Source organism: Bartonella sp. A1379B (genome assembly GCF_002022485.1).
In the GTDB taxonomy this organism is placed as follows: Bacteria; Pseudomonadota; Alphaproteobacteria; order Rhizobiales; family Rhizobiaceae; genus Bartonella; species Bartonella rochalimae.
In genome coordinates this window covers 1,458,251-1,483,525 of record NZ_CP019780.1, presented here as the reverse complement: position 1 = coordinate 1,483,525, position 25,275 = coordinate 1,458,251, and the positions used below count along the sequence as shown (strand labels likewise).

The window sequence follows — 25,275 nt, the reverse complement described above, 5'->3', positions numbered from 1 at the left end:
TCTCTTCAATGTAGCTATAGTCAATACCTTCACACACAAGATATTAACTGTATGCACAACCCATGCAAAGCTCTCCCAGCTTTTTCAAAAGATTAGTGTTCATGCTTTCGTAAAATCATGGACTGAAAAACACCAATGTTTTATTTTTCAAAATGTTTGCGAGTCCAAATGATGCAACTAAAAATCACTATCATTTTGATCCTTTTGATAACACTTACTGGTTGTGCTTCTTTAAAAAGTGGAGCCCAAAAACTTCCACGCTGTAATGGACAGAATGCTCGTATGCTCAATCATGGTAAGTGGAACTGGAATCATCATAACATCATTCACAATACGGCGATCAAACCCATCACAACTCCTATTATCCTAAATACACAAGAAAATGAGGCACCAAAAGCTCATATTGGACTCCCCGCATCTTCTGTAGACACAATAAACCATCAAATGCCCTCTTATAAAAATGCGGAGATCACACATGAAAAGTGATGAATTTAAAGAATATATAAGAGAAGCGCGGTCATTTGATATTGACCGTATGCGTAGTACGCGACTACAAATGAAAATTGCTGTAGCCTTGACTGTGCTTTTTGGGTTGATGACAATCGCTTTAGCCTTAGCTGTAGTGGCATTAACACCCTTAAAAACCGTAGAGCCTTTCGTTATTCGTGTGGATAATTCTACAGGTATTGTCGATGTTGTCAGTGTTCTAAAAGAAGAACCCCAAAACTACGATGAAGTAATAACGCGCTACTTCGCCAGCAAATATATTCGTGCACGCGAAGGTTTCCAATTATCAGAGACAGAAAATAACTTTCGTATCGTTTCTCTTTTATCTTCCCTAGAAGAACAAAATCGCTTTGCCAAATGGTATTCTGGAAATAATCCAGACAGTCCGCAAAATATCTATAAAAATATGTCCGTGACAATCACAATAAAATCGATCTCTTTTTTAAGTAAAGATCTCGTTCAAGTACGTTACTATAAAACAATTAGAGACTCCAATGGAAAAGAAGATATTTTCCATTGGGTTTCAGTCTTAAATTTTTCTTACGTTAATGCACGCATTTCAGTAGAAGATCGCTTAATTAACCCGCTTGGCTTTCAAGTATCAGCATATAGATCTGATCCAGAGGTGGTCCAATGACTAGAGTCATAAAAATATTTTTTTTAACTCTCCTCGTTGCAATAAACTGTCATGCGTCTTTCTTATGGGCAGAAATTTCTCCCGTAAGCGCACATAAAGACAACCGAATTAGATTTATTAATTATGATCCACACAATGTGACAAAAATCATTGGATCTATTCGCTCTTCAGTACAGATTGAATTCGCTAATGATGAAAATATTGCCTATATTGGAATTGGCAATTCAGTTGCTTGGCAAGTAGCACCAGCTGGTCACTTTGTCTTTCTCAAACCGCGTGAAGTTCAGCCGATTACCAATCTACAAATCGTCACAACTCGTCAAGATGGAACAAAACGATCTTATCAATTTGAACTTCAAGTGCGTGAAGGTGATGTTTCCGTCGGTAATGACACATATTTCCTTGTAAAGTTTCGTTATCCAGAAGATGAAGCATTGCGTAAACAATTAGCTGAACAAGCCAAAGCACAAAAAAATGAAGAAGAATTTGTCGATAATATCCTCAATATGCATGAACATTTTGGACCACGCAATTGGGCTTATATCGCTCAAGGTTCACCTCTCATTGAACCAAGTTCAGTCTATGATAATGGTAAAACTACAACATTTACCTTTTTAGACAATAATGAAATCCCCGCCATTTATCTTGTCACACTTGATGGACAAGAAACTATCGTTCCAAAATCAATTAAAAGAAACCAGGTCATTGTTCACGCCATAGCCATGCAATTCACTTTGCGACGTGGTAACGAAGTCCTGTGTATCTTTAATAAAGGGTTCATACCAAGAGGAATTAACCCAGAAACCGGTACAACATCACCTTCTGTCCAACGTGAAATAAACGTAGAGAAATAGCCATGAATAATGATGAATTGGACGAAATAAATCTTAATGACCGCGATACAATAAAGGATGGTCAAGAAAAAAAAGAGGGCTTTAATTTAGGAAAAGCCATTGCTCTTCTTATTCTCTTTGGTGTCTGTATTTATTTAATATATGCAATCCTTTCAACTTCAAAAGACACAAAAAAACAGCCCATAGAATTGCCGAAAGAAGAAAGAAGCAGACAAACAGAGCTTTTCCAATCGATAAAACCAACAATAGCTCCTCTAGAGCTAGCTGATAAAAATACCCCCCTGCTGCCTAAGGTTGAAATACCAGCGCCAACAATCAATCAGCCAAAATCTGATCATAAACTATTAGAAGCAGCGCAACGTGCTCCCGTTTTAGCCTATTTTAATCCAAATCAGCAACAGGGTATTCCAGAAAATAATAGCGTGCCTTCTAACCAAAGCAATGATAACTCGAATAAAACAACACAATCCTTTAATCAACTTCTCGAACCAACAAAGTTAGATGGTGTTCGTGCATCAACGCTTGGTAACCGAAATTACATCATTGCAATGGGAGCTTCCATCCCATGTATCTTAGAAACAGCAATCAGTAGTGAACAACAAGGGTTTGTGAGCTGTATCGTTTCTAGAGATATCTTATCAGACAATGGTCGTATCGTCTTGCTCGATAAAGGAACGCAAATCATTGGTGAATATCGTGCGGGTTTAAAAAAAGGCCAATCGCGTCTCTTTATATTATGGAATAGAGCCAAAACACCAGACGGTATTATTATAACATTATCCTCACCCGCAACAGATTTCTTAGGTCGATCAGGTGTTGATGGCGATATTGACAATCATTGGTTTGAACGACTTGGTTCTGCACTTCTTGTCTCAATCGTCAGAGATGGAACAAATTATTTAAATAACCGGCTAGATTCACTAAAAATGCCAACAACACAAGAACAAACAACAGATACCGTGTCTTCAGAAAAATATACCCTTTCTGTAGGAACATATATGGCAAAGATTATCGCGGACAATTACGCTAATATCCCTCCAACCTTGACCAAAAATCAGGGTGAAATGGTTAATGTTTTTGTTGCCCGCGACCTGGATTTCTCAACTGTATATAAATTGAAAATTGTTGAAAATAATAAACAGGTCATTCGTCGTGCCTTTTCAGGAGACTTTCATAAAAATTCTACAGTGACATTAAAATGAAACAAAACTTCCAAAATTTAAGCGATGAAACCACTGCTATCGTTTTAACAAAACTTAAACCAATTGATAACTTTCTCAAAGATGAAAGTCTTTTTGAGATCGTTATTAATCGTCCCTATCAAGTCATGATTGAAGGAATTTCAGGATGGAAAACAATAGAAGTACCAGAATTCTCCTTTAATGAACTCATGGGTATGGCTAAAGTGATCGCGGCCTATTCTAAGCAAAGTATTTCCGATAAAAACCCAATATTATCCGCTACTTTGCCAAATAATGAGCGTATTCAAATTGTTATACCACCAGCTGTAAAAAAACATTGATTAAACATTCTATAGAAAAAATTACACTATAAGGAGAGAATAATGAAAGAGATACTCTCAAATGAAGCAATAGCAACAGAAACAGAATCATCATCCAACCTGCCTTTACCTAGTCATTATACTTATCCCAATAGTCTTACACTAAAGAATAAATATGGTATAATAGATCATAAAGAGTTTACGGATAAATGTGCCCATGATTCAGCAAAAGCAACTATTAATTTGCGTCAAGAAGCACTGCCAAAAGAATTTAATTCTTCCTATTTAAAATATCTTCACAAATGCTTATTTGAGAATACATTCGAGTGGGCTGGGTGTACCCGCGATATCCCTTTTTCATTTAAAGATGGTACAGTCGCGGTTATGCCAGAAATGATGAGATCAAATTGGAAAACAGACCAACCAATTATTTTTGCAACTGGCAATAAAGTTCAAGATGGTTTAAAAAATATAGATAGAATACTTGTCGAAAAAAACAATTTACAAAACTTACCACGTCAAGAATTTATTCATCATCTAGCAGAAATATTTGCTTCTCTCAACTACACGCATCCTTTCAGAGAAGGCAATGGACGTACACAACGGATATTTTGCGAAAAACTTGCTCAAGCTGCAAATTATAATCTTGATTTTTCAATTGTAACAAAAGAGCGTATGTCTGAGGTTAGTATTGCAGCAGCGCAAGATGGCAATCTAGAACCTATGAAAAAGCTTTTTGATGATATCTCTGATCCCAAAAAAACGGCTATTTTAAAAGAATTCATAAGTAATACACAAAATCTTGATCAAGAGGATATTAATAACTGTATTATTGTAACAGCAGATGAAGGTGCAACTTATACAGGAATTTATAAAGGTGAAAGCCCAAATAGCATTGTAATCAAAACGGACAATATCTACACAGTCTGTAGCAAAGATTATTTAGCACCAGAACAACTAAAAACATTAAAGCTTAATGATGAATACACCTTTACAATTCTAATGCAACAAAATCTTAAAAACACTCTCATTCCAAAAGAAAAATTTCCCTCTTTAACAAAGAGTGAAATAACTAAAAGTATTATAAAAGATACCCGTATCCAAGCTAAACTAAGGCAAATTATGCATTTATCAAAAATTGTTTATGGCAACCCCAAAATATTAAATGAACAGATCAAGATGATTACTAATAATCCAAAGGTAAGCAAACAGCTTTCCACACAAATTATGTCTTCTCCTAATTCTATTGCTAATCTTGCTGGTATAGAAATACTTGGTATGAAAAACTTGGCACGTAAAAAAGCTGGAAATCATATTATCAAACTCGCTAATTCAATTGACAGTTACGCGTCTGCTGTAAAAAATGTTGAGACAACAATAATTCAAGAGCACCAATTAGAACAAAAACGCCGTCAAACAACGGTAAAACTACCTAGTGCAGCATTACGAGACATTCTTAACTTATCAGAAGAAAAGCGGAAGGAATTTTTATCAGATAAAAAGTTATCTTCTTTGATTAGCAAAGAACTCAAGGAATTTATGAAAGCACTCAATGCTCGTCTTTCACCAAGCGAGCATAAAAATATCCATGAAAGTAATCATCAACAATTTGCTAAAAGTGTTGGCATCTCAGAAGATAAAGCAGCAGCAATCATAAAAGTTGCTCAAAAATCTAAAGAAATATTCCAACAAATAAAAACACCAGCATTGAATCTTGAAAAATAGTTATTGTACCAAGCTAAAAATATGTTCTTTATGTGAATATATATAAATAGAAATATTTTGAAATTATCTTAATCCATATAGAGCATTGTTAATGCTACATTCAGGTGTGTAAACTCTACAGAATCTTAGTATGATGTTTAAAGAATAATCACGGTAAGATTAAATATTACAAAAAAAACAGACTAATTACTTTTTTCAGTTATTTTATTTTTTTTACGCCATTGTGAAGGTCGTAACTCAGCCACTACAATCCCTATTATAATAAACAAACCACCCAATAAAGCTGAGGGAGATAAATACTCCCCAGCCAAACGCCCAATAATACCAGCCCATACAGGCTCACCAGCATAAATAACTGTTGCCCGAGTGGGTGAAATAGATTTCTGCGCCCAATTCATAGTCAATTGGATAACCGCACTCATTAATGCCAATCCCAAACCTACATTAAACCAAACCCACGAAAATTCAGGAATACTTTCACCCATTAAAGGCATAAAGCAAAATGCAAAGAGGCTACAAAAAAATAACTGTATAATTGTTATACGTCGGCTATCAACCTTATTTGCAAAAAATCCGATCAGTATAATTTCTCCAGCAATTGCCAAAGCTCCCAGCAGAATAAAAATTTCACCTTTTGAAAAATGAATATCTTTGAAATTTTGTCCAGAAATTAGTATGAGTCCAACAAAAGCAAACACAATACCAATCCAACTACATAAATGGGGTAGCTTTCTAAAAAAAATCCATTGTAAAATTGGAACTATCGGAACATACATCGCAGTAATAAAAGCTGCCTGACTACTAATAACAGTCTGAAGCCCTGCCGTTTGAAAAGTATAACCAAGAAATATTCCAAAACCTATAGCCATTCCAGCAAAAATTTCATAAACAGTTATATCTTTTATAGATCGCCAAAAAATCACTGTAGTTATAAGTGTTGCAACAATAAAACGAAATCCTACAAAAAACAGAGGCCCGCTATAACGTACCGCAATATGAATAATGAGAAACGTAATACCCCACAATACTGTCGCAAAAAACAATGCCAATTCTTGCTTACTAAATAGGAGATATCTCGATTGTTTCATTCTAGCTATAAAAGGCTTCATCTTTCAAATTCATCCTATATTACTTAAGAAACAATGAGCGTTCCCGCTCCATGTTCAGTAAAAAGTTCAAGCAAAATAGAATGAGGCGTTTTTCCATTCAAAATCACTACACCCTCTACACCTTCTTGAATAGCTTTAATACAAGTTTCTACTTTTGGAATCATACCTCCTGAAATTGTTCCATCTTTGATAAGTTTTTTAGCTTTAGAAATGGTCAATTCCTTTAAGAGTTTCTTTTCTTTATCCAAAACACCAGAAACATCCGTTAAAAATAAAAGACGTTTTGCTTTTACAGCACCAGCAATTGCTCCAGCAAAAATATCAGCATTAATATTATAAGTTTTACCATCTCGTCCTGGAGCAACAGGAGCAATAACCGGAATCATTTCAGAACATGCTAAAAGATCAAGCAATGTTCGATCAACTTCAACAGGTTCACCAACAAATCCTAAATCTACAATACGTTCAATATGTGAATCAGGATCAATTACAGTCTTATAAGACTTTTCAGCAAAAACCATATTACCATCTTTACCACAAAGTCCAATTGCCCATTCACCCTCAGCATTGATAAGGGCTACAATTTTCTTATTTATTGAGCCTGCTAAAACCATTTCAACGACTTCAACAATTTTTTCATCGGTTACACGTAAACCATCTTCAAATCGTGATTCAACCCCCATTTTAGTTAAGATTTCAGCAATTTGAGGACCTCCACCATGAACAACAATAGGATTAATGCCGGACTGTTTTAACAAAGCAATATCACGAGCAAAAGCTTGTCCTAAAGCAGGATCGCCCATAGCATTCCCACCATACTTCACAACAATTGTTTCATTTTCATACTTTTGCATATAAGGTAAAGCAGATGATAAAAATGCTGCCTGTTTTTCAAAAACTTTTTCATCATTTTTCTTGATATTACTCATCAAAGAGTCTCCGCATCATTTCTACCTTTTATTAAGGGAGTTTCGGAAAAGTAAAAACAAGTTTTAACTATGCAATCCATTGAAAATCAATAATTTTTATCAAAACCACCTTAAATAATAATGAAAAACAAATAAGCATAACTTACTTAAAATGATCAAATATATAATTAATAATTTTGAGTTGTTATTAAAAATTATACATTAGCTTTTTAGGTTTTCTTTACACTAAATTTATTTAATTTTGATTAGCAATATTATCAAAAAACTCCTTCATACGTGCAAAAAAACCATGTGATTGGGGTGAATTTTCATGATTTGAAAGCTTATCAAATTCTTGTAATAATGCGCGTTGTTCTTGAGTCAATTTTTGTGGTGTTTCAATAGTGATGTGAATATAAAGATCACCCTTGGCTTGTTGACGTAACATAGGCATTCCCTTACCTTTTAAGCGGAATTGACGCCCATTTTGTGTACCCTCAGGAACTTTAACCCGCGCTTTAACACCATCAAGGCTGGAAACCTCAAATTCACCCCCCAAAGCAGCTGTAACCATTGAAATAGGCACACGACAATGAAGATCGGCGCCATCTCTCTGAAAAAATTCATGCGCTTTAATAGAAAGAAAAATATAAAGATCACCTGCAGAACCACCACCAATACCTGCATCTCCTTCACCAGAAAGACGAATACGCGTACCATCTTCAATACCTGCTGGAATATTGACATGCAATGAACGATTTTCTTCAACTCTTCTTGTCCCATGACACTTTAAACATGGATCCGTAATAATTTCGCCACGACCATGACAAACTGGACATGTCCGTTCAATAGAAAAAAACCCTTGTGCAGCACGTACGCGCCCAGCTCCATGACAAGTCCCACAAGTTGTTGGTTTAGAACCTTTTTTTGTACCTAATCCTTCACAAGCATCACAAACAATAGAACTTGGAATATTAATCTGCGCAGTTTTTCCCGTAAAAGCCTCTTCCAATGTCACTTCCATATTATAGCTTAAATCAGCTCCACGTTCACGGCCATCACTACGTTTACGATTCCCACCTCCCATAATTTCGCCAAAAAAGTCTTCGAAAATATCAGCGAATCCACCACCAAATGGATGAGATCCTTCGCGGCTATTATTTTCAAAAGCTGCATGACCAAATCGATCATAAGCCGCTCGTTTTTGAGGATCTTTAAGAATTTCATAGGCTTCAACAATTTCTTTAAATTTCTGTTCCGCTTCTTTATCCCCTGCATTACGATCCGGATGATACTGCATCGCTAGCTTACGAAAAGCAGATTTCAGCTTTTTATCATCACACCCACGGGTTACGCCAAGAATTTCATAATAATCAACCTTCATCATGTATTCCCGATAAATTTTTTGTTACCCATTCTAGATAACACTTGTTTTAATTTAGTTTTTTGAAAAACATAGAAAAAACTGCAACTAAACAATAAAGCCCAGCCTTATATCTCACAGGCCGGGTTATTAATTCACCAATGCATTTGCTTTAACTATTTCTTCTTATCATTAATTTCTTCAAAATCAGCATCAACAACATCATCATTTTTCGTATCTGTTTCAGCATTAGTCTTAGCTGACGAATCTTCATACATAGCCTGCCCAAGTTTCATACTAACTTCTGCTAATTTTTGCATTTTTGTGGTGACTTCTTCAGCATCATTACTCTCAAGAGCTGTTTTCAGATCAGCTATCGCGGTTTCAATCTGACCTTTATCTTCAGCTGACAACTTATCACCATACTCATTCAATGACTTCTCAGTTGAATGGACAAGAGACTCTGCTTGATTTCTAGTTTCAACATTTTCACGACGTTTTTTATCTTCAGCAGCGTGTGCTTCTGCATCCTGAACCATCTTTTCTATATCAGCATCACTTAAACCACCCGATGCTTGAATACGAATCTGATGTTCCTTACCAGTTCCTTTATCCTTAGCAGAAACATTCACAATACCATTCGCATCAATATCAAAAGTAACTTCAATCTGAGGAACGCCACGTGGTGCTGGCGGAATACCAACGAGATCAAATTGAGCTAATAACTTATTATCATTAGCCATTTCACGTTCACCCTGAAACACACGAATAGTCACAGCATTCTGATTATCATCAGCCGTTGAAAAAGTTTGCGACTTTTTAGTAGGAATAGTGGTATTACGTTCAATTAAACGCGTAAATACTCCACCCAATGTTTCAATACCTAAAGACAAAGGTGTTACGTCTAGAAGCAATACATCTTTTACATCACCTTGCAACACCCCCCCTTGAATAGCCGCACCCATAGCAACAACTTCATCAGGATTAACACCTTTATGTGGATCTTTACCAAAGAAATTTTGTACAACTTCCTGTATCTTAGGCATACGGGTCATACCACCCACTAAAACAACTTCATCAATCTCACTTGCACTCAATCCTGCATCTTTTAATGCTGCTTTACAGGGCTCAATAGTTCGCTGGACTAAATCTTCAACTAAAGATTCAAACTTCGCTCGTGTCAATTTCATCGTTAAATGCTTAGGACCAGACTGATCAGCTGTAATAAACGGTAAATTAACTTCAGTTTGTTGTGAAGAAGAAAGCTCTATCTTCGCTTTTTCTGCAGCTTCCTTCAAACGCTGCAACGCTAGTTTATCATTTTTCAGATCAATCCCTTGCTCTTTCTTGAATTCCTCTGCAAAATAACTAACTAGGCGCATATCAAAGTCTTCACCACCTAAGAATGTATCTCCGTTGGTTGATTTAACTTCAAAAACACCATCTCCAATTTCAAGAACAGAAATATCAAATGTACCACCACCAAGATCATAAACAGCTATTGTTTTTCCATCTTTCTTATCTAAACCATAAGCTAAAGCCGCTGCTGTAGGCTCATTGATAATCCGTAAAACCTCAAGCCCAGCAATTTTACCAGCATCTTTAGTAGCTTGGCGCTGTGCATCATTAAAGTAAGCAGGGACAGTAATGACAGCTTGCTCAACCTTTTCACCCAAATAAGACTCGGCAGTTTCTTTCATCTTTTGCAAAATCATTGCTGAAATTTGTGATGGAGAATATTTTTTACCTGCTTCCTCAACCCATGCATCGCCATTGTCACCTTTAACAATTTTGTAAGGTACAAGCGCTTTATCTTTTTCAACCATAGGATCATCAAAACGACGCCCAATCAAACGTTTAACTGCAAAAACTGTCCCTTCAGGATTTGTAACCGCTTGCCGTTTAGCAGGTTGTCCAACAAGCCGTTCTCCACTATCAGTGAAAGCAACAACTGAAGGTGTTGTCCGCGCTCCTTCTGAGTTTTCAATAACCTTTGAATTCGTGCCATCCATAACAGAAACACAGGAGTTAGTTGTTCCCAAATCAATACCAATTACTTTTGCCATATTTTAATCTCCACTCAGCAAGCTGTCTAAATCTTTATCAAGCAATCTTTATCAAGCATTTTTCTTTGACAGCTCCTTATCACATTTTATATCTTACATTAATTTTAAATTAAACAAATAATAAATTGAGAATCATAACAAGCTTGTTTCTTGGTATATAAGAATATCTCTTGATCCCTACAAGAGAATAACGAAAGAAACATCACTAAAATAAAAATTTACCCTTAATACCTTCATTTCAAAACCATTTTTACAGCATAAAATTAAATAGAATACTGTATTCCTCTTACAACTCTTATAAAAACATGAATTTATAATAAAATTATCAAGGATAGAATTAGTTTTTAGCTTTTTCTTTTTCTTCTCATAGCTATAAAAAATATCAAGTAAATATTCGTTACAAAAAATAGTTCATCGCAAATTATTATATATAATCATATTTAATTATAATGTGATCTATATTGAGACAAAGCGTTTTTTATTTTAATTATATTGTTAAAGACATTTTTTAAAATTTGCAGAAACATAAAATTAAATCGTTTGTCTTTATAATCTCTTATAATTATTTTTAGTTGTTTAACCAATATGTACATACTTTTCACTCTCTCATAAATCAATATAATGCAAACAACACTCTCCTTTATTTTGAATAAAGTTCTTGCTCTAAATAAAAAAGCATTTATATAAAAGAAAGATAAAAAAGAGGACCAAATAATCATGACTCTTATTACCAAAAGAATAAAAGATTTCTTTATATATAACACCACTGTAAAATACTTAAACAAAAATAATATTCTGAATCTCTTGTGTGTTTTTATTTTTATAGCTTGTCCCTCAGCTACAAACGCCCACCAATATAAACTCGGTAATTTGGAAATCATTGACCCTTGGACACGTACAACAGCTAAAAATGCAAAAGTGGGTAATGGTTATCTTTACATTATTAATCATAGCGATACTCCTGACCGGTTGATTGCCATTTCGACAAATAGAGCAAAAGAAACAGAAATTCATTCTATGTCAGTAACTAATAATATTATGCAAATGAAAAAGATACCAAATGGCATTGAAATTCCAGGAAAGGGTGAAATCATCCTTAAACCTGGCGGTAATCATATTATGTTTATAGGGCTTTCAAAACCATTTCAACACAATGAAAAAATTAATGCAAAATTAATTTTTGAAAAAGCAGGAATAATCGAAGTTGACTTTTTGGCCAAAACAACAGGAGCAACATTTCCTTCTAAATAAGTTTTTTCGTAATTATTTAATTTGATTATGTTAAAATTTCCAATATTTCACTTTCTTATAAGATGTATAGTTTTGTAAAAAGTCCTATTATCTTTCATTTATCACTGTAAACAAAACAACACTTTGCAAATAATCATTCATTATCTCTCTTTTAATCTTAATATTCCTTTTTCTATCTCAAGTTGAAATTTATCAAATGTACCTTCAAAATTGTTTCCTTTTTCGCAAAAAGTGCACTTTTTTGATATTATTATAAACTATTATTTTAAATAACAGATAGATAAATTGAATAAACTTACTCTGTTTTTTTAGGCAGAAACAGAGTAAAATTTGATAAAAAACATCTTAATAAAAATTTTATATCGAAAAAAGGGATCTTAATACGCACACAAGCATTACAAAATTGTAAAGAAAAATAACCTTTGCTACAAAACAAAAGGTTCTTGTCTTTGCTACAATTTGTTCCATATTTGTTTTGCAAATAAAATGTGAACTCCCATATATATAATATGAAAGGTTCGCTTCTATAGTGAGAAAGGTTTAAGAAACCATGAAAGATACTCCAACCGTCACCCAAACGATTGTACTGGTTGACGATGATTGTAATATTTTAACATCTTTATCTTTTGCCCTTGAAACAGAAGGTTATCGGGTTGAAAGTTATACAGATGGATCAGCTGCACTTAAAAACTTAACACTTCACCCTCCACATTTAGCTATTTTTGATATTAAAATGCCGCGAATGGATGGTATGGAGCTTTTGCGCCGTTTGCGTCAAAAATCTGATCTTCCAGTTATTTTTCTAACCTCTAAAGACGATGAAATTGATGAACTTTTTGGTCTCAAGATGGGAGCTGATGATTTCATTACAAAACCTTTTTCTCAACGTCTTCTTATTGAGCGAGTAAAAGCTGTTTTGCGTCGTTCTAATGCTCGCAACCAACCACTTCCGATAGGCACAACACCAGCTTCTTCTCTCAAACGTGGTGATCTTGTTATGGACCAAGAACGCCATATATGTACATGGAAAAACAAACCTGTTATATTAACAGTTACAGAGTTTTTAATTCTGCAAACTTTAGCGCAACGGCCAGGAGTTGTTAAAAGTCGTGATGCTTTAATGGATGCTGTCTATAACGATCAAATTTATGTAGATGATCGTACCATTGACAGCCACATTAAGCGTTTGCGTAAAAAATTTAAACAAGTAGATAATGATTTTGCAATGATTGAAACGCTTTATGGTGTAGGTTACCGTTTTCATGAAGTATGAAACCATTTTGCCACAATAGGTTAAACGCCGAAGAACTCGATGAGAAAAAATACTTTACTAAATAAATCATCAAATAATACTTCTCCGATACAGCTTTCTATGTTTTTTCATTTGTATTTTCAGATACAGCGACTTTTGAGACAATTGTTCTTTTCCAGTCTCACACGCCGTATTGTGATTTTAAATCTTGCTGCCCTTGGTATTCTAGTTATAAGTATTTTGTATCTTAACCAATTTCGTAATGGTTTGATTGAAGCAAAAATTGAAAGTTTACGCACCCAAGGAAAAATTATTGCTGGAGCTATTGCTGCTTCTGCAACAATAGACACAAACTCTATTTTAATTGACCCTCAAAAACTGTTGGAATTACAAGCTGGAGAAAGTGTTACACCAATGCTTCAATCCACTGATACTTGGGATTTTCCCATTAATTCCGAACAAGTTGCTCCACTTTTACGACGTCTTATTACACCAAAAACAACAAGAGCACGGATATATGACCGTGACGCAACTTTGCTTCTTGATTCACGTGTTCTTTATTCGAGTGGTGAGGTTTTTACTTATGATTTACCTCCTATCCAAACAAAACAAAATTTATGGGAGCACTTAAAATCATTTTTTTTTAATACACTCTATGGCAACGGTATTGCTGTTGATAGAAGACAAGCAAAAGATAATGAAGCTCTTCATCCTGAAGTTTATCTAGCATTAAATGGCTCTTCTGCCACTGCTAAACGACGTAACAGGCAAGGTCAATTAATTGTTTCAGTTGCTGTACCTGTTCAACGTTATCGTGCAGTCGTTGGTGCTCTTTTGCTTTCAACTATTGGTACAGACATTGATGATATTGTGGAAAGTGAAAGATTAGGAATTTTTAAAATCTTTGCCGTTGTTGGAAGTGTTTTCTTGGTTCTTTCTCTATTTTTAGCTCATACTATTGCGCATCCACTAAGTAAATTATCTTCCTCCGCTAATCGCGTGCGTCATGGTCGCAGTAAGAGAATAACAATTCCTGATTTTTCAAAACGTGAAGATGAAATTGGTCGTCTTTCTACCTCTATTCGTGATATGACCAACGCTCTTTATACACGCATTGAAGCCATTGAACGTTTTGCAGCCGATGTAAGTCATGAATTAAAGAATCCTCTTACCTCGCTGCGCAGTGCCGTTGAAACATTACCACTGGCTAAAAATAAAGCACAACAGACACAATTACTTGAAATCATCCAACATGACGTGCATCGTCTTGATCGTTTAATTACCGATATTTCTGACGCATCGCGATTAGATGCAGAACTTGTTCGCGAAACTGCTAAAATAGTTGATATGGGTTCATTGTTAAAAAGCCTTATTCAAGCTATTCGTGAAATCCATTGTAATAAACAAAATATTGATATTAATTTGAATATTATTCCACGAATTAATGGCAAACCTTACCTAATTGTAGGGCATGAATTACGTTTAGGGCAGGTGATTTCCAATCTCATTGAAAATGCACGTTCTTTTGTACCTCGTAAAAATGGTAAAATTTGTATTACAATGAAAAATAATGCTTCAAATCTCATTTTAACTGTCGAAGACAATGGACCAGGTATTTGTTCAGAAAATATTGAACGTATTTTTGAACGTTTCTATACTGATCGGTCAGGCAAAGATGCTTTTGGGAAACATTCAGGTCTTGGCCTTGCAATTAGTCAGCAAATCATTGAAGCTCATAATGGAACTCTCATGGCTGAAAATATTATTGATCCCAAATCTAAAAAAGAAAAAATTGGTGCTCGATTTATTATCACCCTTCCACTTACCAAATAATTTCCCTTTCAAATGAAAAAGAAAATAATAATTTTCTATACTCATTTAGGTACAAAACAAGAATAATTAATTATAAATCCTCATAAAATCAAATAATATGCAAAGATATTTTTAAATTGAAAATTAAGAAATAAGTGAAAGAGTTTAAATTCTTTATAATACAACTAATAGCTGCAGATCTCAATTAATTGAAAACCTAAGAACTTTCTCAAATAATCTCATCGTTTTTATATCTTGAATCTCAAGTATAATTTTTTGCATAAAAGGCTCTACAAAATAATTGAATTGTTTTATATCTTCAAAATCGGAATAGTTTTAAACCATTCAATGCAATACTTTGTACGAATGTAGATTTTAAAATTGGCATTTCACGATAAAATTTTTTTCCAATATATTTACACCGTTTCAGATTCAACAGAAACTTCTTTTACTGCCCCCTTAGTTACGCCAACTATTGCCGGGCGTAAGACACGTTCACCAATAATATAACCTGCTTGAACAACTTGTTGAACAGTATTTTCTGGCACATCAGCATTGGGAATTTCAAACATTGCTTGATGAAAATGAGGATCAAATTTTTGTCCTTCTGGATCAATTTTTTTGACCCCATGACGCTCTAAAGCTGTCATCATTGCACGCTCGGTCATTTCAACACCTTCCACTAATGTTTTCAAACCGGAATTATTCTCACCTGCATCTTTTGGAATTGCTGCCAATGCGCGATGCAAATCGTCAGAAACAGACAACATATCACGAGCAAAATTAGCAATTGAATATGCTTTAGCATCAGCTACATCACGAGCTGTTCGACGTCGAAGATTTTCCATATCTGCTGCAAGACGTAAAATTTGATCTTTTAGCTGCTTATTTTCATCCTGCAAAATAACCAAAGGGTCAGCAGACTGAATTTCCTCTACCTCAGCATTTGGGTCACTTTCTCCCTCATGTATCTTTAAAAACTCATCAGAATCTTGTTTAAGTACATCACAATCAATTGGATTCTTCAAATCGCAATTTTCAAATGAAGCATCAGCAAATTTATTCTTTTCATCAAACATAAAAATTCTATTCCTTCATATAATTTATACTCCTGATATCGAAATTTTTCAAACAAAAATCAAGAGCTTTTTATTTATCGGTTAGCACAATGATCGCTCCTAAGACAACATTCAACTATGCTAACGTAATAATTGTGATACAAGTTGAGCTGTATAATCAACCATAGGGACAATCCTTGCATAATTAAGACGTGTTGGTCCAATAACACCTACAGCACCAATGACTCTTTTCTGTGTATCACAATAAGGGGCTACCACTAAAGAAGAACCAGAAAGTGAAAATAATTTATTTTCTGAACCAATAAAAATACGCACTCCTGATCCTTCATCTGCTAAATCAAGTAACTGCGCCATGCTTTCACGTGTTTCAAGGTCATCAAACAAATATCTCAGCCGCCCTAAATCTTCTCCTGCCTTCACATCTTCAAGTAAGTTGCCCCGCCCCCGAACAATAAGATGTATTTTATTATCTGAATCTTCTCCTCCCCAGAGAGCTAAACCAGTTTCAACAAGATGTTGAGACAATTGATGAAGAGCAGCTCGTGTCTCTGAGCATAAACGTGCAACTTCTGCTTTTGCTTCATTAAGTGTACATCCCTGTATATGAGCATTGAGAAAATTTGTTGCTTCTGTCAATTGTGCATGAGTCACACCTTCTGGTAACTGAATAATACGATTCTCAACATCGCCTTTTTGTGTCACTAAAATTGCAAGAGCGTGTTCTCTATCAAGACGTACAAACTCGATATGTTTCAGTGTACCTTCCTGTTTCGTTGCGAGAACCAATCCTGCTCCTCGTGAAAGATCCGAAAGAATTTGACTTGCTTGAATTAAAAAATGTTCAACTGATTGTGCATTACCAACTTCTTTAACTTTATTTTCAATGTTTTCACGTTCCTCGGTTGGTAAATCACCTACTTCCATAAATGCATCAACAAAAAATCGCAAACCTGATTGTGTTGGCATTCTCCCTGCAGACACATGCGGCGCATAAATTAAACCAAGATGCTCAAGATCACTCATTACATTGCGAATTGTTGCAGGTGATAACGTTTGTTGTAAAAGGCGCGAAAGATTACGTGAGCCCACCGGTTCACCATCATTAAGATAAGCCTCAACAATATGACAAAAAATATCACGTGAACGCTTATCAAGATTTTTTAAGGAGTCATCAAGGGATATTTTCTTCATCACAACTGTTTCACTATTTTAAAAATCCTTCTTTATTATATAAGATTATATAAGTTTTTCAAAGATATGGTCAAATAATCTAAATACAGTGCAAAAAATATATCGAATATCTATTACAATAATACCATTATTAAATATGAATAATCACCTAAAAATAAATATAAAAATATGCAGAATTATGTCTCATGAAAATAAAAAATAATTCTTTTTATAATTATCGAACTGATGACAAATACAGCTCATTGTACTCTGCAATAAATTTTTAAAAATCATTTGAAATTTATTCTTTACGATATATAAAATATTAATCCATGCTATAAAAACTCACAAATTAAAATTGATATCAATTTTATTATTTAATGAATCAATACATTGATATAAAAAATTTAAGCAACTACTAAAAAATTTTAATGATGTTGCATTGTTTCGTTGTATGCGAATTGTCAAAATCACTGTTACCAATTTTTATTCTATAAATAAACGCTGAGTTAAACCGAGATTATTGCCTTATTTCAGGAAATATACACATGAGAAATATCACAATCAAAAAACTTATTATTGCTACGCATAACACTGGTAAACTCCATGAAATTACCACATTGATTGCTCCTTTTGGTATAACAACACAATCGGTAAAAGAACTTGGCTTGCCCGAACCAAAAGAAACAGGAACAACATTCGAAGAAAATGCTTATATCAAAGCTTTTGCAGCCGCAAAAGCCACAAATTTTCCTGCTTTATCTGATGATTCTGGCATGGAAATAGACGCCTTAAATGGTGCACCCGGTGTTTATACAGCTGATTGGGCTCTCCAACCCGATGGTACACGTGATTTTGTAAAGGCTATGCAAAAAGTAGAAAATGAATTACAAAAAGTTGACCCTCTGAAAAAAAATCAACGTAAAGGTCGATTTATATCGGTTATTTGCCTTGCATATCCCGATGGACATGCGGATTATTTTCGCGGTAGTGTTGAAGGTACATTCATTTGGCCACCACGAGGAAATAAAGGTTTTGGCTTTGATCCTATTTTTTTACCTGATGGATACGAAAATACCTTTGGTGAAATGTCAACAGAACAAAAACACAGTTGGAAACTTCATGGTCAAACTCCTCTTTCGCATCGCGCACGGGCCTTTAAACTCTTTGCGGAAAATCTTTTAGTTCTCTCATGACGAAACCCTTTGGCATTTACATTCATTGGCCATTTTGTACGAGCAAATGTCCTTATTGTGATTTTAATTCATATGTCCGTATAAATGGAGTAGATCAACCCCGTTTTGCAAACGCTTTTGAACGTGAAATAACAACACAAGCTAAGGAAATAGGCCCTCGCCACATTACAAGCATTTTTATTGGAGGAGGAACACCTTCCCTTATGGCACCTCAAACTGTTGATCGTTTATTACAAGCTGTCGCAAAAAACTGGACAATCGATGACAAAGCTGAAATCACACTTGAAGCTAATCCTTCTAGTGTAGAAGCAAATCGCTTCCGTGGTTATCAGTTAGCAGGTGTTAACCGTTTATCTTTAGGTGTACAAGCACTCAATGATAAAGCATTACAACAACTTGGTCGTCTTCATAACGTTAAGCAAGCTCTTCATGCTATTAATTTAGCACGTGAAATTTTCCCACGTTTATCTTTTGACTTAATTTACGCACGCCCCAAACAAACACTTAAACAATGGGAAACTGAACTTTTGCAAGCCATTAATTTGGCCGCAGACCATCTCTCTTTATACCAACTCACCATAGAAGATGGAACAACCTTTAAAAAGCTTCATGCAGCAGGAAAACTGATCCTACCAGCCTCAGAGCAAGCAGCAAATCTTTATACTCTTACCCAAGAAATAACCACTATGTATGGTCTTCCAGCCTATGAAATATCAAATCATGCGATTCCTGGTGCTGAATCGTGCCATAATCTCCTTTATTGGCGTTATCATGAATATGCAGGTTTTGGTCCAGGTGCCCATGGACGTTTTATTAAGCAGTCACTAAAAAATTCCTCTTTTTTTTCAGAAACATTTCCATCCAAAATTGAAAATCATAGCCGGTATATCACAATAAACGAAAAACATCCCGAAAATTGGCTTGAGTTAGTAGAAACCAAAGGTCACGGTTGTATTGACACAGAACACTTGTCTCAAGAACAACAAGCCAATGAAATGCTACTCATGGGTATGCGTCTTTCAGAAGGACTTGATCTAGCACGCTATGAAACTTTAAGTTGCCAAAGTTTATCGCGAAAAAAACTGATCCGTTTACAACAACAAGGATTAATTGAAATAACGGACAAACAACATTTAAAAGCCACAACAACCGGACGCATTCTTCTTGATCATATTATTGGTCAATTAGCAAACTAAAATCTTTAAAGTCTCATCTTATCATGTCACTAAAATAATCACCACTCCATTTACGCAAAAAAATCGGTGATAAAACGTTCATAAATAGAAGTTAGATTTTCTATAGCATCAAGAGTCACACATTCATCGACCATATGCATAGTTTGCCCTGGCAAACCAAATTCAACAACCGGACAATAGTCTTTAATAAAGCGCGCATCCGATGTGCCACCAGAAGTCGAACACTCTGGAATATTTCCTGTTACACTTTTAATAGCATTCGACAAAATTCCAATTAATTTATCATTTTTGGTCAAGAAAACACCCCCTAAACTATATATCCATTCAAGCTGATAATATGGTACTTGATCATTTTCAGAGTGTACAGAAGCAAGGCGCTTCTCAATTTCAGCAACGAGTGTTTCTTTTGTCCAAAGATCATTATAACGTATATTAAAGCGAATAACTGTTTGTGCTGGTATAATATTTACAGACAAATTTCCTGTATCAATACTTGTCAATTCTAAATGACTTGCTTGAAAATCCTTTGTTCCTTGATCCAAAGCAGTTTGTGTCAACGCTTGAATAAGCTTACTTGCTAAAGGCAATGGATTTGCTGCTCGCTCGGGAAAAGCAACATGACCTTGGCAACCTTTAATCGTAATAATACCAGAAATCGATCCTCGCCGTCCAATTTTGATCATATCACCAACAATATTGACGCTTGTTGGCTCACCCACAATAGCCGCATTCCATTTTTCACCTTTTTGTACTGCCCATTCTAAAAGCTTGACTGTACCGTTTATCGCGGGACCTTCTTCATCACCGGTTATTAAAAAACTTACCATTCCCTTGAGTGTTTTTTTCTTCAGAAACCGAGCCATCGCCGCTATAAAACAAGCAATCCCACCCTTCATATCAACAGCACCTCGCCCATATAATTTTCCCTGGCTTATTACTCCCTCAAAAGGAGGATAAGTCCAGTTTTCTAATTCACCGGGTGGTACTACATCACTATGGCCAGCAAACATAAGATGTGGACCTTCACTGCCTATCTTTGCATAAAGATTTTCAACATCTTCTGTATTTTTATCAACAAAAATAGGACGCTCAACACAAAATCCCATTTTTCTCAAAAAGTGCTCCAAAGTCGATAAAGCACCCGCTTCATGCGGTGTAACAGAAGGGCAACGAATAAGTGTCTGTAAAATCTGAACAGGATCTGTAAGAACAAGCATAAAAGCTATTCCAATCTAAAAAGAACAATTTTAAAAAAGCTAAACTTAATTATACAAAAGATAAAGTGAAAACCTTGAATCTATAAAAATAAAACTTCGTTATTTCATCCCCCTATAGTTCAGAATATATAACAGAACACTATCCAGTAGACAAAAACAATACAAATATAGATAAATATAGATAAAGAAGCGCATTTTTACATTAGTGAAAATTAATCCCTTGAAGTGTATGGCCATTTTTCTTTAACCAAGCTTGATAGGTTTTCCTTTCAGGACAAAGTTTTTCACAAAGAGACCAAAATCGTTTTCCATGATTCATCTCAACAAGGTGAGCTACTTCATGGGCAACAACATACTCAACAACTTCTTTTGGCGCCATAATAAGACGCCATGAAAAAGAAAGACGACCATCTGTTGAACATGATCCCCAACGACTTCTAGTGTCCTTATAACTAATTGATTTAACCTTGCGCCCTACCTTGCGTGCATAATGAACCACTAACGGTGCTATAATAATTTTAGCTTGTTTCTTCAAAACATCAGCAACGTGTCTTGGAAGATGCTCTAATCGACTATAAATAACGATTTGTGATTCTTGTTCAGCATTCCCTGTAATAATTTCAGCTACTCCACGTTCCTCTTTACGCAATATAATATGTAAAACCCCCAATATAGGAATTCGTGAACCTTCTTTGAGATGAAAGCCTTCATTGATCATTCCTCCATGATGAGCAAAACGTTTTTCAATCCAAGATCGATGACTTTCAATAAACCATTCAATCATTCTTCGCTCTACTGCAAGCGGAGTGGTCAAATAAATTCCTTGCCTGGCTATATCAACACGCAAGGTAAAGCGACGTGCATTCTTGCGTTCTTTTACCCACAAAGGTATACGACGATTAGAGAGAATAAAGTCTTGTTCATACATAGCCATATATCATGTCTCTTATAATCAATGAACATAACCTTTATTCAGCATTGATTCGATCAATCAAACATACCAACACCTTTTCAAGACACTTCAAATCTTGGGGACGTGAAAATTGGTGATCCGCATCACGCACAAGTGTTAATGCTACATCATGCAAAGGCAAATAATCAAGTAAAGTTAACGTATGTTGATAAGGTATCTTAACATCTTCCATCCCCTGCAGAATATGAATTGGACACCCAACATCTATGCATTCTTTCATAATACTGTTGTTTCGCCCATCTTCAATGAATGCCTTTGTAAAAAGTAATGGTTCAAAACCATCGGCCAAAGGTCGCTCACAATAACCTTTTTCCTCAAGCATTTTCCATTCTTCTGCGCTTAAAGAAGGTTCCACCAAAGTCTGTGTAAAATCAGGAGCAGGTGCAATTAAGATCATCCCAACAGGCGCTTTGTTTTTTTGAGCAAGTATCATAGCAAGCCTTATAGCAATCCATCCTCCCATAGAAGACCCAATCAAAATTTGTGGACTTTCACAATAAGCTTCAATAATAGCTAAACTCTCTTTAACCCATTGCGAAATCGTTCCTTGAAAAAAATCTCCTTCCGACTCTCCATGACCAGAATAATCAAAACGTAAACAAGAAAAATCATTTTTTTTAGCAAAACTATCAACTACCGTCGCCTTACTCCCTAACATATTAGATCGGTAACCAGGCAACCAAATCAAACCAGGAGAGCGCTTGCCTTTGTGATGACGCACAGCAAGAATCGTATTTTCAAATGAAAAAAATTGACAAGGAATATTTTGATCCATTATCATCCTTTCTCCAGAAAGTTTTCTTTTTACAAAAGAAAATCACTGTATTTTAAAATAATATAACAAATAATCCTTACAATGATAATGAAAAAAGCACGAATTTTTATTGTTTTTCTCTCTATATATTGTATACTGTCATGTTAAGAATTAATTGATATTAAGGAGCATAGACCATTCGTCGACCATTTAAAATAACCCCTACCCCAAAAGATGGGTTGCGTTCAAATCATGATATTCGCGTGCCTCGTGTCCAATTAATTAATGATGAAGGACAACATCAAGGGATTGTTACAACACAAGAAGCACTCTCTATGGCAGCAGAGGCGGGGCTTGATTTAGTTGAGATTGTGCCAAATGCAGAGCCACCTGTCTGTAAAATTATTGATTTAGGTAAACTAAAATATCAAAATCAAAAAAAGGCTGCAGAAACGCGTAAAAAGCAAAAAATTATCGAAATTAAAGAAATTAAAATGAGACCTAATGTCGATATTCATGATTATGAGGTCAAATTAAAAGCAATCCGTCGTTTTATTGATAATGGAGACAAAGTGAAAATTACTTTGCGTTTTCGTGGTCGCGAAATGGCGCACCAAGATCTTGGGATAAAACTTCTTCAGCGGGTTAAAGAAAATACAAGCGAAATTGCCAAAATCGAATCTGAACCAAAGTTTGAAGGTCGTCAAATTATGATGGTAATAGCGCCTAAATAATTTTTAATAACAATTTCGATCCTATAAAGCTTATTTAAAGTGTGTAAATGCAATTTTTTATGTTGCTGAGATATTGTATTATACTTTTTAATAAGAAATTAATGATTTCTGTAGACAAAAGATTATTTATCAGAAGCTCTCCAACTCATCCTATAAAGGATGATTTGATCTTGCATAAAAAAATGATAGAAATGCTGCATGGCCAAAACACAAATATCCTCTTCTGATAAACATCTCATCATTCGGCTTTTAAAAGAAAATTTTCATAAACATGTGTGCTGGTATAGTGTCGCCATTGTTTCAATGATCATTATTTCCTTTACCACTGTCATCAGTGCATGGATTATGCGCGATGTTGTCAATCATATTATTGATGGACAAAATTTTAATATGATTGTTTTTATTTCCAGTATTATTGCTTTTATTTTCATTCTTAAGGGGATCGCAATTTTTACTCAAACTTATTTTTTAAGCAAAGCAGGCAATAGTATTGTTGCTGAACAACAACGTAAAATTTATACACGCCTCATAAAACAAGGTGTCTCTTTTTATCACAATAATACTTCATCGGATCTTCTTGTCCGCGTAACCCACAGTGCAACAGCAGCACGCAATATTATTGATATTATTATCACAACATTTGTGCGTGATTTACTTTCTGTTATTGGCCTTTTGTTTGTTATGCTTATTCAAAATTTTACATTAATTGCCATTACCTTAATAGTGGGTCCATTAGCATTTTTAGGAATTCGAATAGCCTTAAAACATGTTCGCACTCTTATGGAAAAAGAGCTTCTTTCACTTGGAGAAATTATAAAAATCGTACAAGAAACAACGATTGGTATTCATGTAATAAAAGCTTTTTCACTCGAAAAATTGATGCAAAAACGCATGAATAAAGCCATTTATGATGTTGAACAACAAGCAAATAGTATCGCAATGCTTGAAGCTGCTACAAATCCAATTATGGAAACACTCGCTGGCATTGCGATTGCAGGTGTTATCTGCTTTTCCGGCTACCTTGCAAGTCAACGGACAGGCGTTCAAGGTGAATTAATGTCCTTTATTGTTGCTTTACTTTTAGCCTATGAACCAGCCAAAAGATTAGCAAATGTACGTGTTAAAATTGAATCTGGTCTGGTTAGTATCCGTACAATGTTTGAAATACTCGATCATCCTCTCACAGTTATGGAGCATAAAGAAGCTAAGGATCTTAATAAAAAACAAAATTCAATACGTTTTGAACATGTTTCTTTTGCTTATACTGATGATCAGATGGTGTTAAACGACATTAATCTAGAAATTGAAGCAGGTAAAATGACAGCATTAGTAGGACCATCCGGTTCAGGAAAATCGACTTTTATTAGCCTTCTTATGCGCCTTTATGATCCTACTCAAGGACGTATATTGATCAATGATCAAGATATTCGCTACATCACATTTCGTTCCCTTAGAAATCTTATGGCCTATGTAGGACAAGATACTTTTCTATTCCAAGGAAGCGTTAAATATAATATCGGACTTGGAAAAGAAGGAGCAAGTGATAACGATATTATTAAAGCAGCAAAAGCAGCCAATGCTCATGACTTTATTATGGATTTACCTAACGGTTATGACACCCAAGTTGGGGATAATGGCAATAATCTGTCAGGTGGACAAAAACAACGTATCGCCATTGCCCGTGCCATGCTTCATGACAGTGAAATCTTGCTTCTTGATGAAGCAACAAGTGCGTTAGATTCACACACTGAAGCACAAATCAATGAAGCTCTTGATCACCTTACACAAGGACGTACCACTATTGTTATTGCTCATCGTCTTTCAACGATTGCCCGTGCTCATAAAATTATTGTGATCCAAAATGGGCGTCTTATTGAACAAGGAACCCAACAAGAGTTACTAGCAAAAAAAGAAGGTGTTTATAAAAAACTTCACCATATCCAATTTGAAGAACAGAACCTTTAAATAATA

At 35.0% G+C, this 25,275-nt stretch carries 21 protein-coding genes and 1 pseudogene; 13 read left to right on the top strand and 9 right to left on the bottom strand.

The features are described from left to right. Window positions 1–168: 168 nt before the first annotated feature. The 6 genes and pseudogenes from BA1379B_RS06415 (at window position 169) to BA1379B_RS06390 (ending at window position 5,224) form a co-directional block, all read left to right on the top strand. Entirely contained in the window at window positions 169–486 is a 318-nt protein-coding gene (locus BA1379B_RS06415; RefSeq protein ID WP_235692210.1) for a conjugal transfer protein TraJ, read from the top strand. After that, window positions 476–1,144 carry a virB8 family protein gene (locus tag BA1379B_RS06410; protein WP_078673470.1) on the top strand — a complete coding sequence of 223 codons (669 nt, stop codon included), beginning with the start codon at window positions 476–478 and terminating at the stop codon, window positions 1,142–1,144. Before BA1379B_RS06415 ends, BA1379B_RS06410 begins: the two co-directional genes overlap by 11 nt. Beyond that, the gene (gene virB9, locus BA1379B_RS06405; protein ID WP_035006348.1) at window positions 1,141–1,998 is read left to right on the top strand and encodes a P-type conjugative transfer protein VirB9; all 858 of its coding nucleotides are present in this window, start codon (window positions 1,141–1,143) and stop codon (window positions 1,996–1,998) included. The genes BA1379B_RS06410 and virB9 overlap by 4 nt, the downstream gene beginning before the upstream one ends. A gap of 2 nt (window positions 1,999–2,000) precedes the next feature. Further along, window positions 2,001–3,200, top strand: a complete 1,200-nt coding sequence (virB10, locus tag BA1379B_RS06400; RefSeq protein ID WP_078673469.1) for a type IV secretion system protein VirB10 — start codon at window positions 2,001–2,003, stop codon at window positions 3,198–3,200. Continuing rightward, a pseudogene (locus BA1379B_RS06395) lies at window positions 3,197–3,514 on the top strand (P-type DNA transfer ATPase VirB11); the annotation flags it as partial. The gene virB10 and the pseudogene BA1379B_RS06395, both read left to right, overlap by 4 nt. Before the next feature lie 48 nt (window positions 3,515–3,562). Beyond that, window positions 3,563–5,224 carry a BID domain-containing T4SS effector gene (locus BA1379B_RS06390; protein ID WP_078692523.1) on the top strand — a complete coding sequence of 554 codons (1,662 nt, stop codon included), beginning with the start codon at window positions 3,563–3,565 and terminating at the stop codon, window positions 5,222–5,224. A 182-nt stretch (window positions 5,225–5,406) separates the two neighbouring features. Here BA1379B_RS06390 and BA1379B_RS06385 read toward each other — a convergent pair whose 3' ends face one another. The 4 genes from BA1379B_RS06385 to dnaK form a co-directional block, all read right to left on the bottom strand. Continuing rightward, complete coding sequence (locus BA1379B_RS06385) at window positions 5,407–6,312, bottom strand: DMT family transporter (RefSeq protein WP_078692562.1); 906 nt, start codon at window positions 6,310–6,312, stop codon at window positions 5,407–5,409. Between the two features lie 44 nt (window positions 6,313–6,356). After that, window positions 6,357–7,262 (bottom strand): acetylglutamate kinase, encoded by a 906-nt coding sequence (gene argB, locus BA1379B_RS06380; RefSeq protein WP_035006352.1) that lies wholly within the window; start codon window positions 7,260–7,262, stop codon window positions 6,357–6,359. A 235-nt stretch (window positions 7,263–7,497) separates the two neighbouring features. After that, a complete protein-coding gene (gene dnaJ, locus BA1379B_RS06375; RefSeq protein WP_035006747.1) occupies window positions 7,498–8,625 on the bottom strand; it encodes a molecular chaperone DnaJ in 1,128 nt (375 codons plus the stop codon). Between the two features lie 155 nt (window positions 8,626–8,780). Continuing rightward, the gene (dnaK, locus tag BA1379B_RS06370) at window positions 8,781–10,670 is read right to left on the bottom strand and encodes a molecular chaperone DnaK (protein ID WP_035006353.1); all 1,890 of its coding nucleotides are present in this window, start codon (window positions 10,668–10,670) and stop codon (window positions 8,781–8,783) included. A gap of 714 nt (window positions 10,671–11,384) precedes the next feature. On the opposite strand from dnaK, the gene BA1379B_RS06360 reads away from it, so the two are divergent. The 3 genes from BA1379B_RS06360 (at window position 11,385) to BA1379B_RS06350 (ending at window position 15,006) form a co-directional block, all read left to right on the top strand. Further along, window positions 11,385–11,921: a copper chaperone PCu(A)C gene (locus tag BA1379B_RS06360; RefSeq protein WP_035006355.1), complete on the top strand. Its 537-nt coding sequence runs from the start codon at window positions 11,385–11,387 to the stop codon at window positions 11,919–11,921. A gap of 550 nt (window positions 11,922–12,471) precedes the next feature. Continuing rightward, window positions 12,472–13,194, top strand: coding sequence for a response regulator transcription factor (locus BA1379B_RS06355; RefSeq protein ID WP_035006357.1), 723 nt, complete (start codon window positions 12,472–12,474; stop codon window positions 13,192–13,194). Between the two features lie 39 nt (window positions 13,195–13,233). Next, window positions 13,234–15,006, top strand: a complete 1,773-nt coding sequence (locus tag BA1379B_RS06350) for a sensor histidine kinase (RefSeq protein WP_078692522.1) — start codon at window positions 13,234–13,236, stop codon at window positions 15,004–15,006. A gap of 395 nt (window positions 15,007–15,401) precedes the next feature. Here the strand turns inward: BA1379B_RS06350 and grpE are convergent, their stop codons facing one another. Both grpE and hrcA read right to left on the bottom strand, forming a co-directional pair. Beyond that, window positions 15,402–16,064 carry a nucleotide exchange factor GrpE gene (gene grpE / locus BA1379B_RS06345; RefSeq protein WP_035006359.1) on the bottom strand — a complete coding sequence of 221 codons (663 nt, stop codon included), beginning with the start codon at window positions 16,062–16,064 and terminating at the stop codon, window positions 15,402–15,404. A gap of 120 nt (window positions 16,065–16,184) precedes the next feature. After that, complete coding sequence (hrcA, locus tag BA1379B_RS06340) at window positions 16,185–17,255, bottom strand: heat-inducible transcriptional repressor HrcA (protein ID WP_035006361.1); 1,071 nt, start codon at window positions 17,253–17,255, stop codon at window positions 16,185–16,187. Between the two features lie 527 nt (window positions 17,256–17,782). Between hrcA and rdgB the strand changes: the two genes are divergently transcribed. Both rdgB and hemW read left to right on the top strand, forming a co-directional pair. Beyond that, entirely contained in the window at window positions 17,783–18,430 is a 648-nt protein-coding gene (gene rdgB, locus BA1379B_RS06335) for an RdgB/HAM1 family non-canonical purine NTP pyrophosphatase (protein ID WP_035006363.1), read from the top strand. After that, window positions 18,427–19,626 carry a radical SAM family heme chaperone HemW gene (gene hemW / locus BA1379B_RS06330; protein ID WP_078692521.1) on the top strand — a complete coding sequence of 400 codons (1,200 nt, stop codon included), beginning with the start codon at window positions 18,427–18,429 and terminating at the stop codon, window positions 19,624–19,626. Before rdgB ends, hemW begins: the two co-directional genes overlap by 4 nt. A 50-nt stretch (window positions 19,627–19,676) precedes the next feature. Here the strand turns inward: hemW and dapE are convergent, their stop codons facing one another. The 3 genes from dapE to BA1379B_RS06315 form a co-directional block, all read right to left on the bottom strand. Next, window positions 19,677–20,843: a succinyl-diaminopimelate desuccinylase gene (dapE, locus tag BA1379B_RS06325; RefSeq protein WP_078673465.1), complete on the bottom strand. Its 1,167-nt coding sequence runs from the start codon at window positions 20,841–20,843 to the stop codon at window positions 19,677–19,679. Window positions 20,844–21,045: 202 nt separating this feature from the next. After that, window positions 21,046–21,777, bottom strand: a complete 732-nt coding sequence (locus BA1379B_RS06320; RefSeq protein ID WP_078673464.1) for a M48 family metallopeptidase — start codon at window positions 21,775–21,777, stop codon at window positions 21,046–21,048. Between the two features lie 34 nt (window positions 21,778–21,811). Next, on the bottom strand, window positions 21,812–22,591 hold the full coding sequence (locus tag BA1379B_RS06315) for an alpha/beta hydrolase (protein WP_078692520.1): 780 nt from the start codon (window positions 22,589–22,591) through the stop codon (window positions 21,812–21,814). A 194-nt stretch (window positions 22,592–22,785) separates the two neighbouring features. Between BA1379B_RS06315 and infC the strand changes: the two genes are divergently transcribed. After that, window positions 22,786–23,304, top strand: coding sequence for a translation initiation factor IF-3 (gene infC, locus BA1379B_RS06310; RefSeq protein ID WP_035006369.1), 519 nt, complete (start codon window positions 22,786–22,788; stop codon window positions 23,302–23,304). A gap of 198 nt (window positions 23,305–23,502) precedes the next feature. Further along, on the top strand, window positions 23,503–25,269 hold the full coding sequence (locus tag BA1379B_RS06305; RefSeq protein WP_078692519.1) for an ABC transporter ATP-binding protein: 1,767 nt from the start codon (window positions 23,503–23,505) through the stop codon (window positions 25,267–25,269). Window positions 25,270–25,275: the final 6 nt, after the last annotated feature.

What these genes read in the sequence shown, in the direction of transcription:
- BA1379B_RS06350 (WP_078692522.1), top strand. Translation starts at nt 13,234, where the DNA reads ATGAGAAAAAATACTTTACTAAATAAATCATCAAATAATACTTCTCCG.
- hemW (WP_078692521.1), top strand. Translation starts at nt 18,427, where the DNA reads ATGACGAAACCCTTTGGCATTTACATTCATTGGCCATTTTGTACGAGC.
- virB9 (WP_035006348.1), top strand. Translation starts at nt 1,141, where the DNA reads ATGACTAGAGTCATAAAAATATTTTTTTTAACTCTCCTCGTTGCAATA.
- BA1379B_RS06385 (WP_078692562.1), bottom strand. Translation starts at nt 6,312, where the DNA reads ATGAAACAATCGAGATATCTCCTATTTAGTAAGCAAGAATTGGCATTG.
- BA1379B_RS06410 (WP_078673470.1), top strand. Translation starts at nt 476, where the DNA reads ATGAAAAGTGATGAATTTAAAGAATATATAAGAGAAGCGCGGTCATTT.
- BA1379B_RS06415 (WP_235692210.1), top strand. Translation starts at nt 169, where the DNA reads ATGATGCAACTAAAAATCACTATCATTTTGATCCTTTTGATAACACTT.
- BA1379B_RS06320 (WP_078673464.1), bottom strand. Translation starts at nt 21,777, where the DNA reads ATGGCTATGTATGAACAAGACTTTATTCTCTCTAATCGTCGTATACCT.
- rdgB (WP_035006363.1), top strand. Translation starts at nt 17,783, where the DNA reads ATGAGAAATATCACAATCAAAAAACTTATTATTGCTACGCATAACACT.
- dnaJ (WP_035006747.1), bottom strand. Translation starts at nt 8,625, where the DNA reads ATGAAGGTTGATTATTATGAAATTCTTGGCGTAACCCGTGGGTGTGAT.
- hrcA (WP_035006361.1), bottom strand. Translation starts at nt 17,255, where the DNA reads ATGAAGAAAATATCCCTTGATGACTCCTTAAAAAATCTTGATAAGCGT.
- virB10 (WP_078673469.1), top strand. Translation starts at nt 2,001, where the DNA reads ATGAATAATGATGAATTGGACGAAATAAATCTTAATGACCGCGATACA.
- BA1379B_RS06315 (WP_078692520.1), bottom strand. Translation starts at nt 22,591, where the DNA reads ATGGATCAAAATATTCCTTGTCAATTTTTTTCATTTGAAAATACGATT.
- dnaK (WP_035006353.1), bottom strand. Translation starts at nt 10,670, where the DNA reads ATGGCAAAAGTAATTGGTATTGATTTGGGAACAACTAACTCCTGTGTT.
- argB (WP_035006352.1), bottom strand. Translation starts at nt 7,262, where the DNA reads ATGAGTAATATCAAGAAAAATGATGAAAAAGTTTTTGAAAAACAGGCA.
- BA1379B_RS06355 (WP_035006357.1), top strand. Translation starts at nt 12,472, where the DNA reads ATGAAAGATACTCCAACCGTCACCCAAACGATTGTACTGGTTGACGAT.
- BA1379B_RS06390 (WP_078692523.1), top strand. Translation starts at nt 3,563, where the DNA reads ATGAAAGAGATACTCTCAAATGAAGCAATAGCAACAGAAACAGAATCA.
- dapE (WP_078673465.1), bottom strand. Translation starts at nt 20,843, where the DNA reads ATGCTTGTTCTTACAGATCCTGTTCAGATTTTACAGACACTTATTCGT.
- grpE (WP_035006359.1), bottom strand. Translation starts at nt 16,064, where the DNA reads ATGTTTGATGAAAAGAATAAATTTGCTGATGCTTCATTTGAAAATTGC.
- BA1379B_RS06305 (WP_078692519.1), top strand. Translation starts at nt 23,503, where the DNA reads ATGGCCAAAACACAAATATCCTCTTCTGATAAACATCTCATCATTCGG.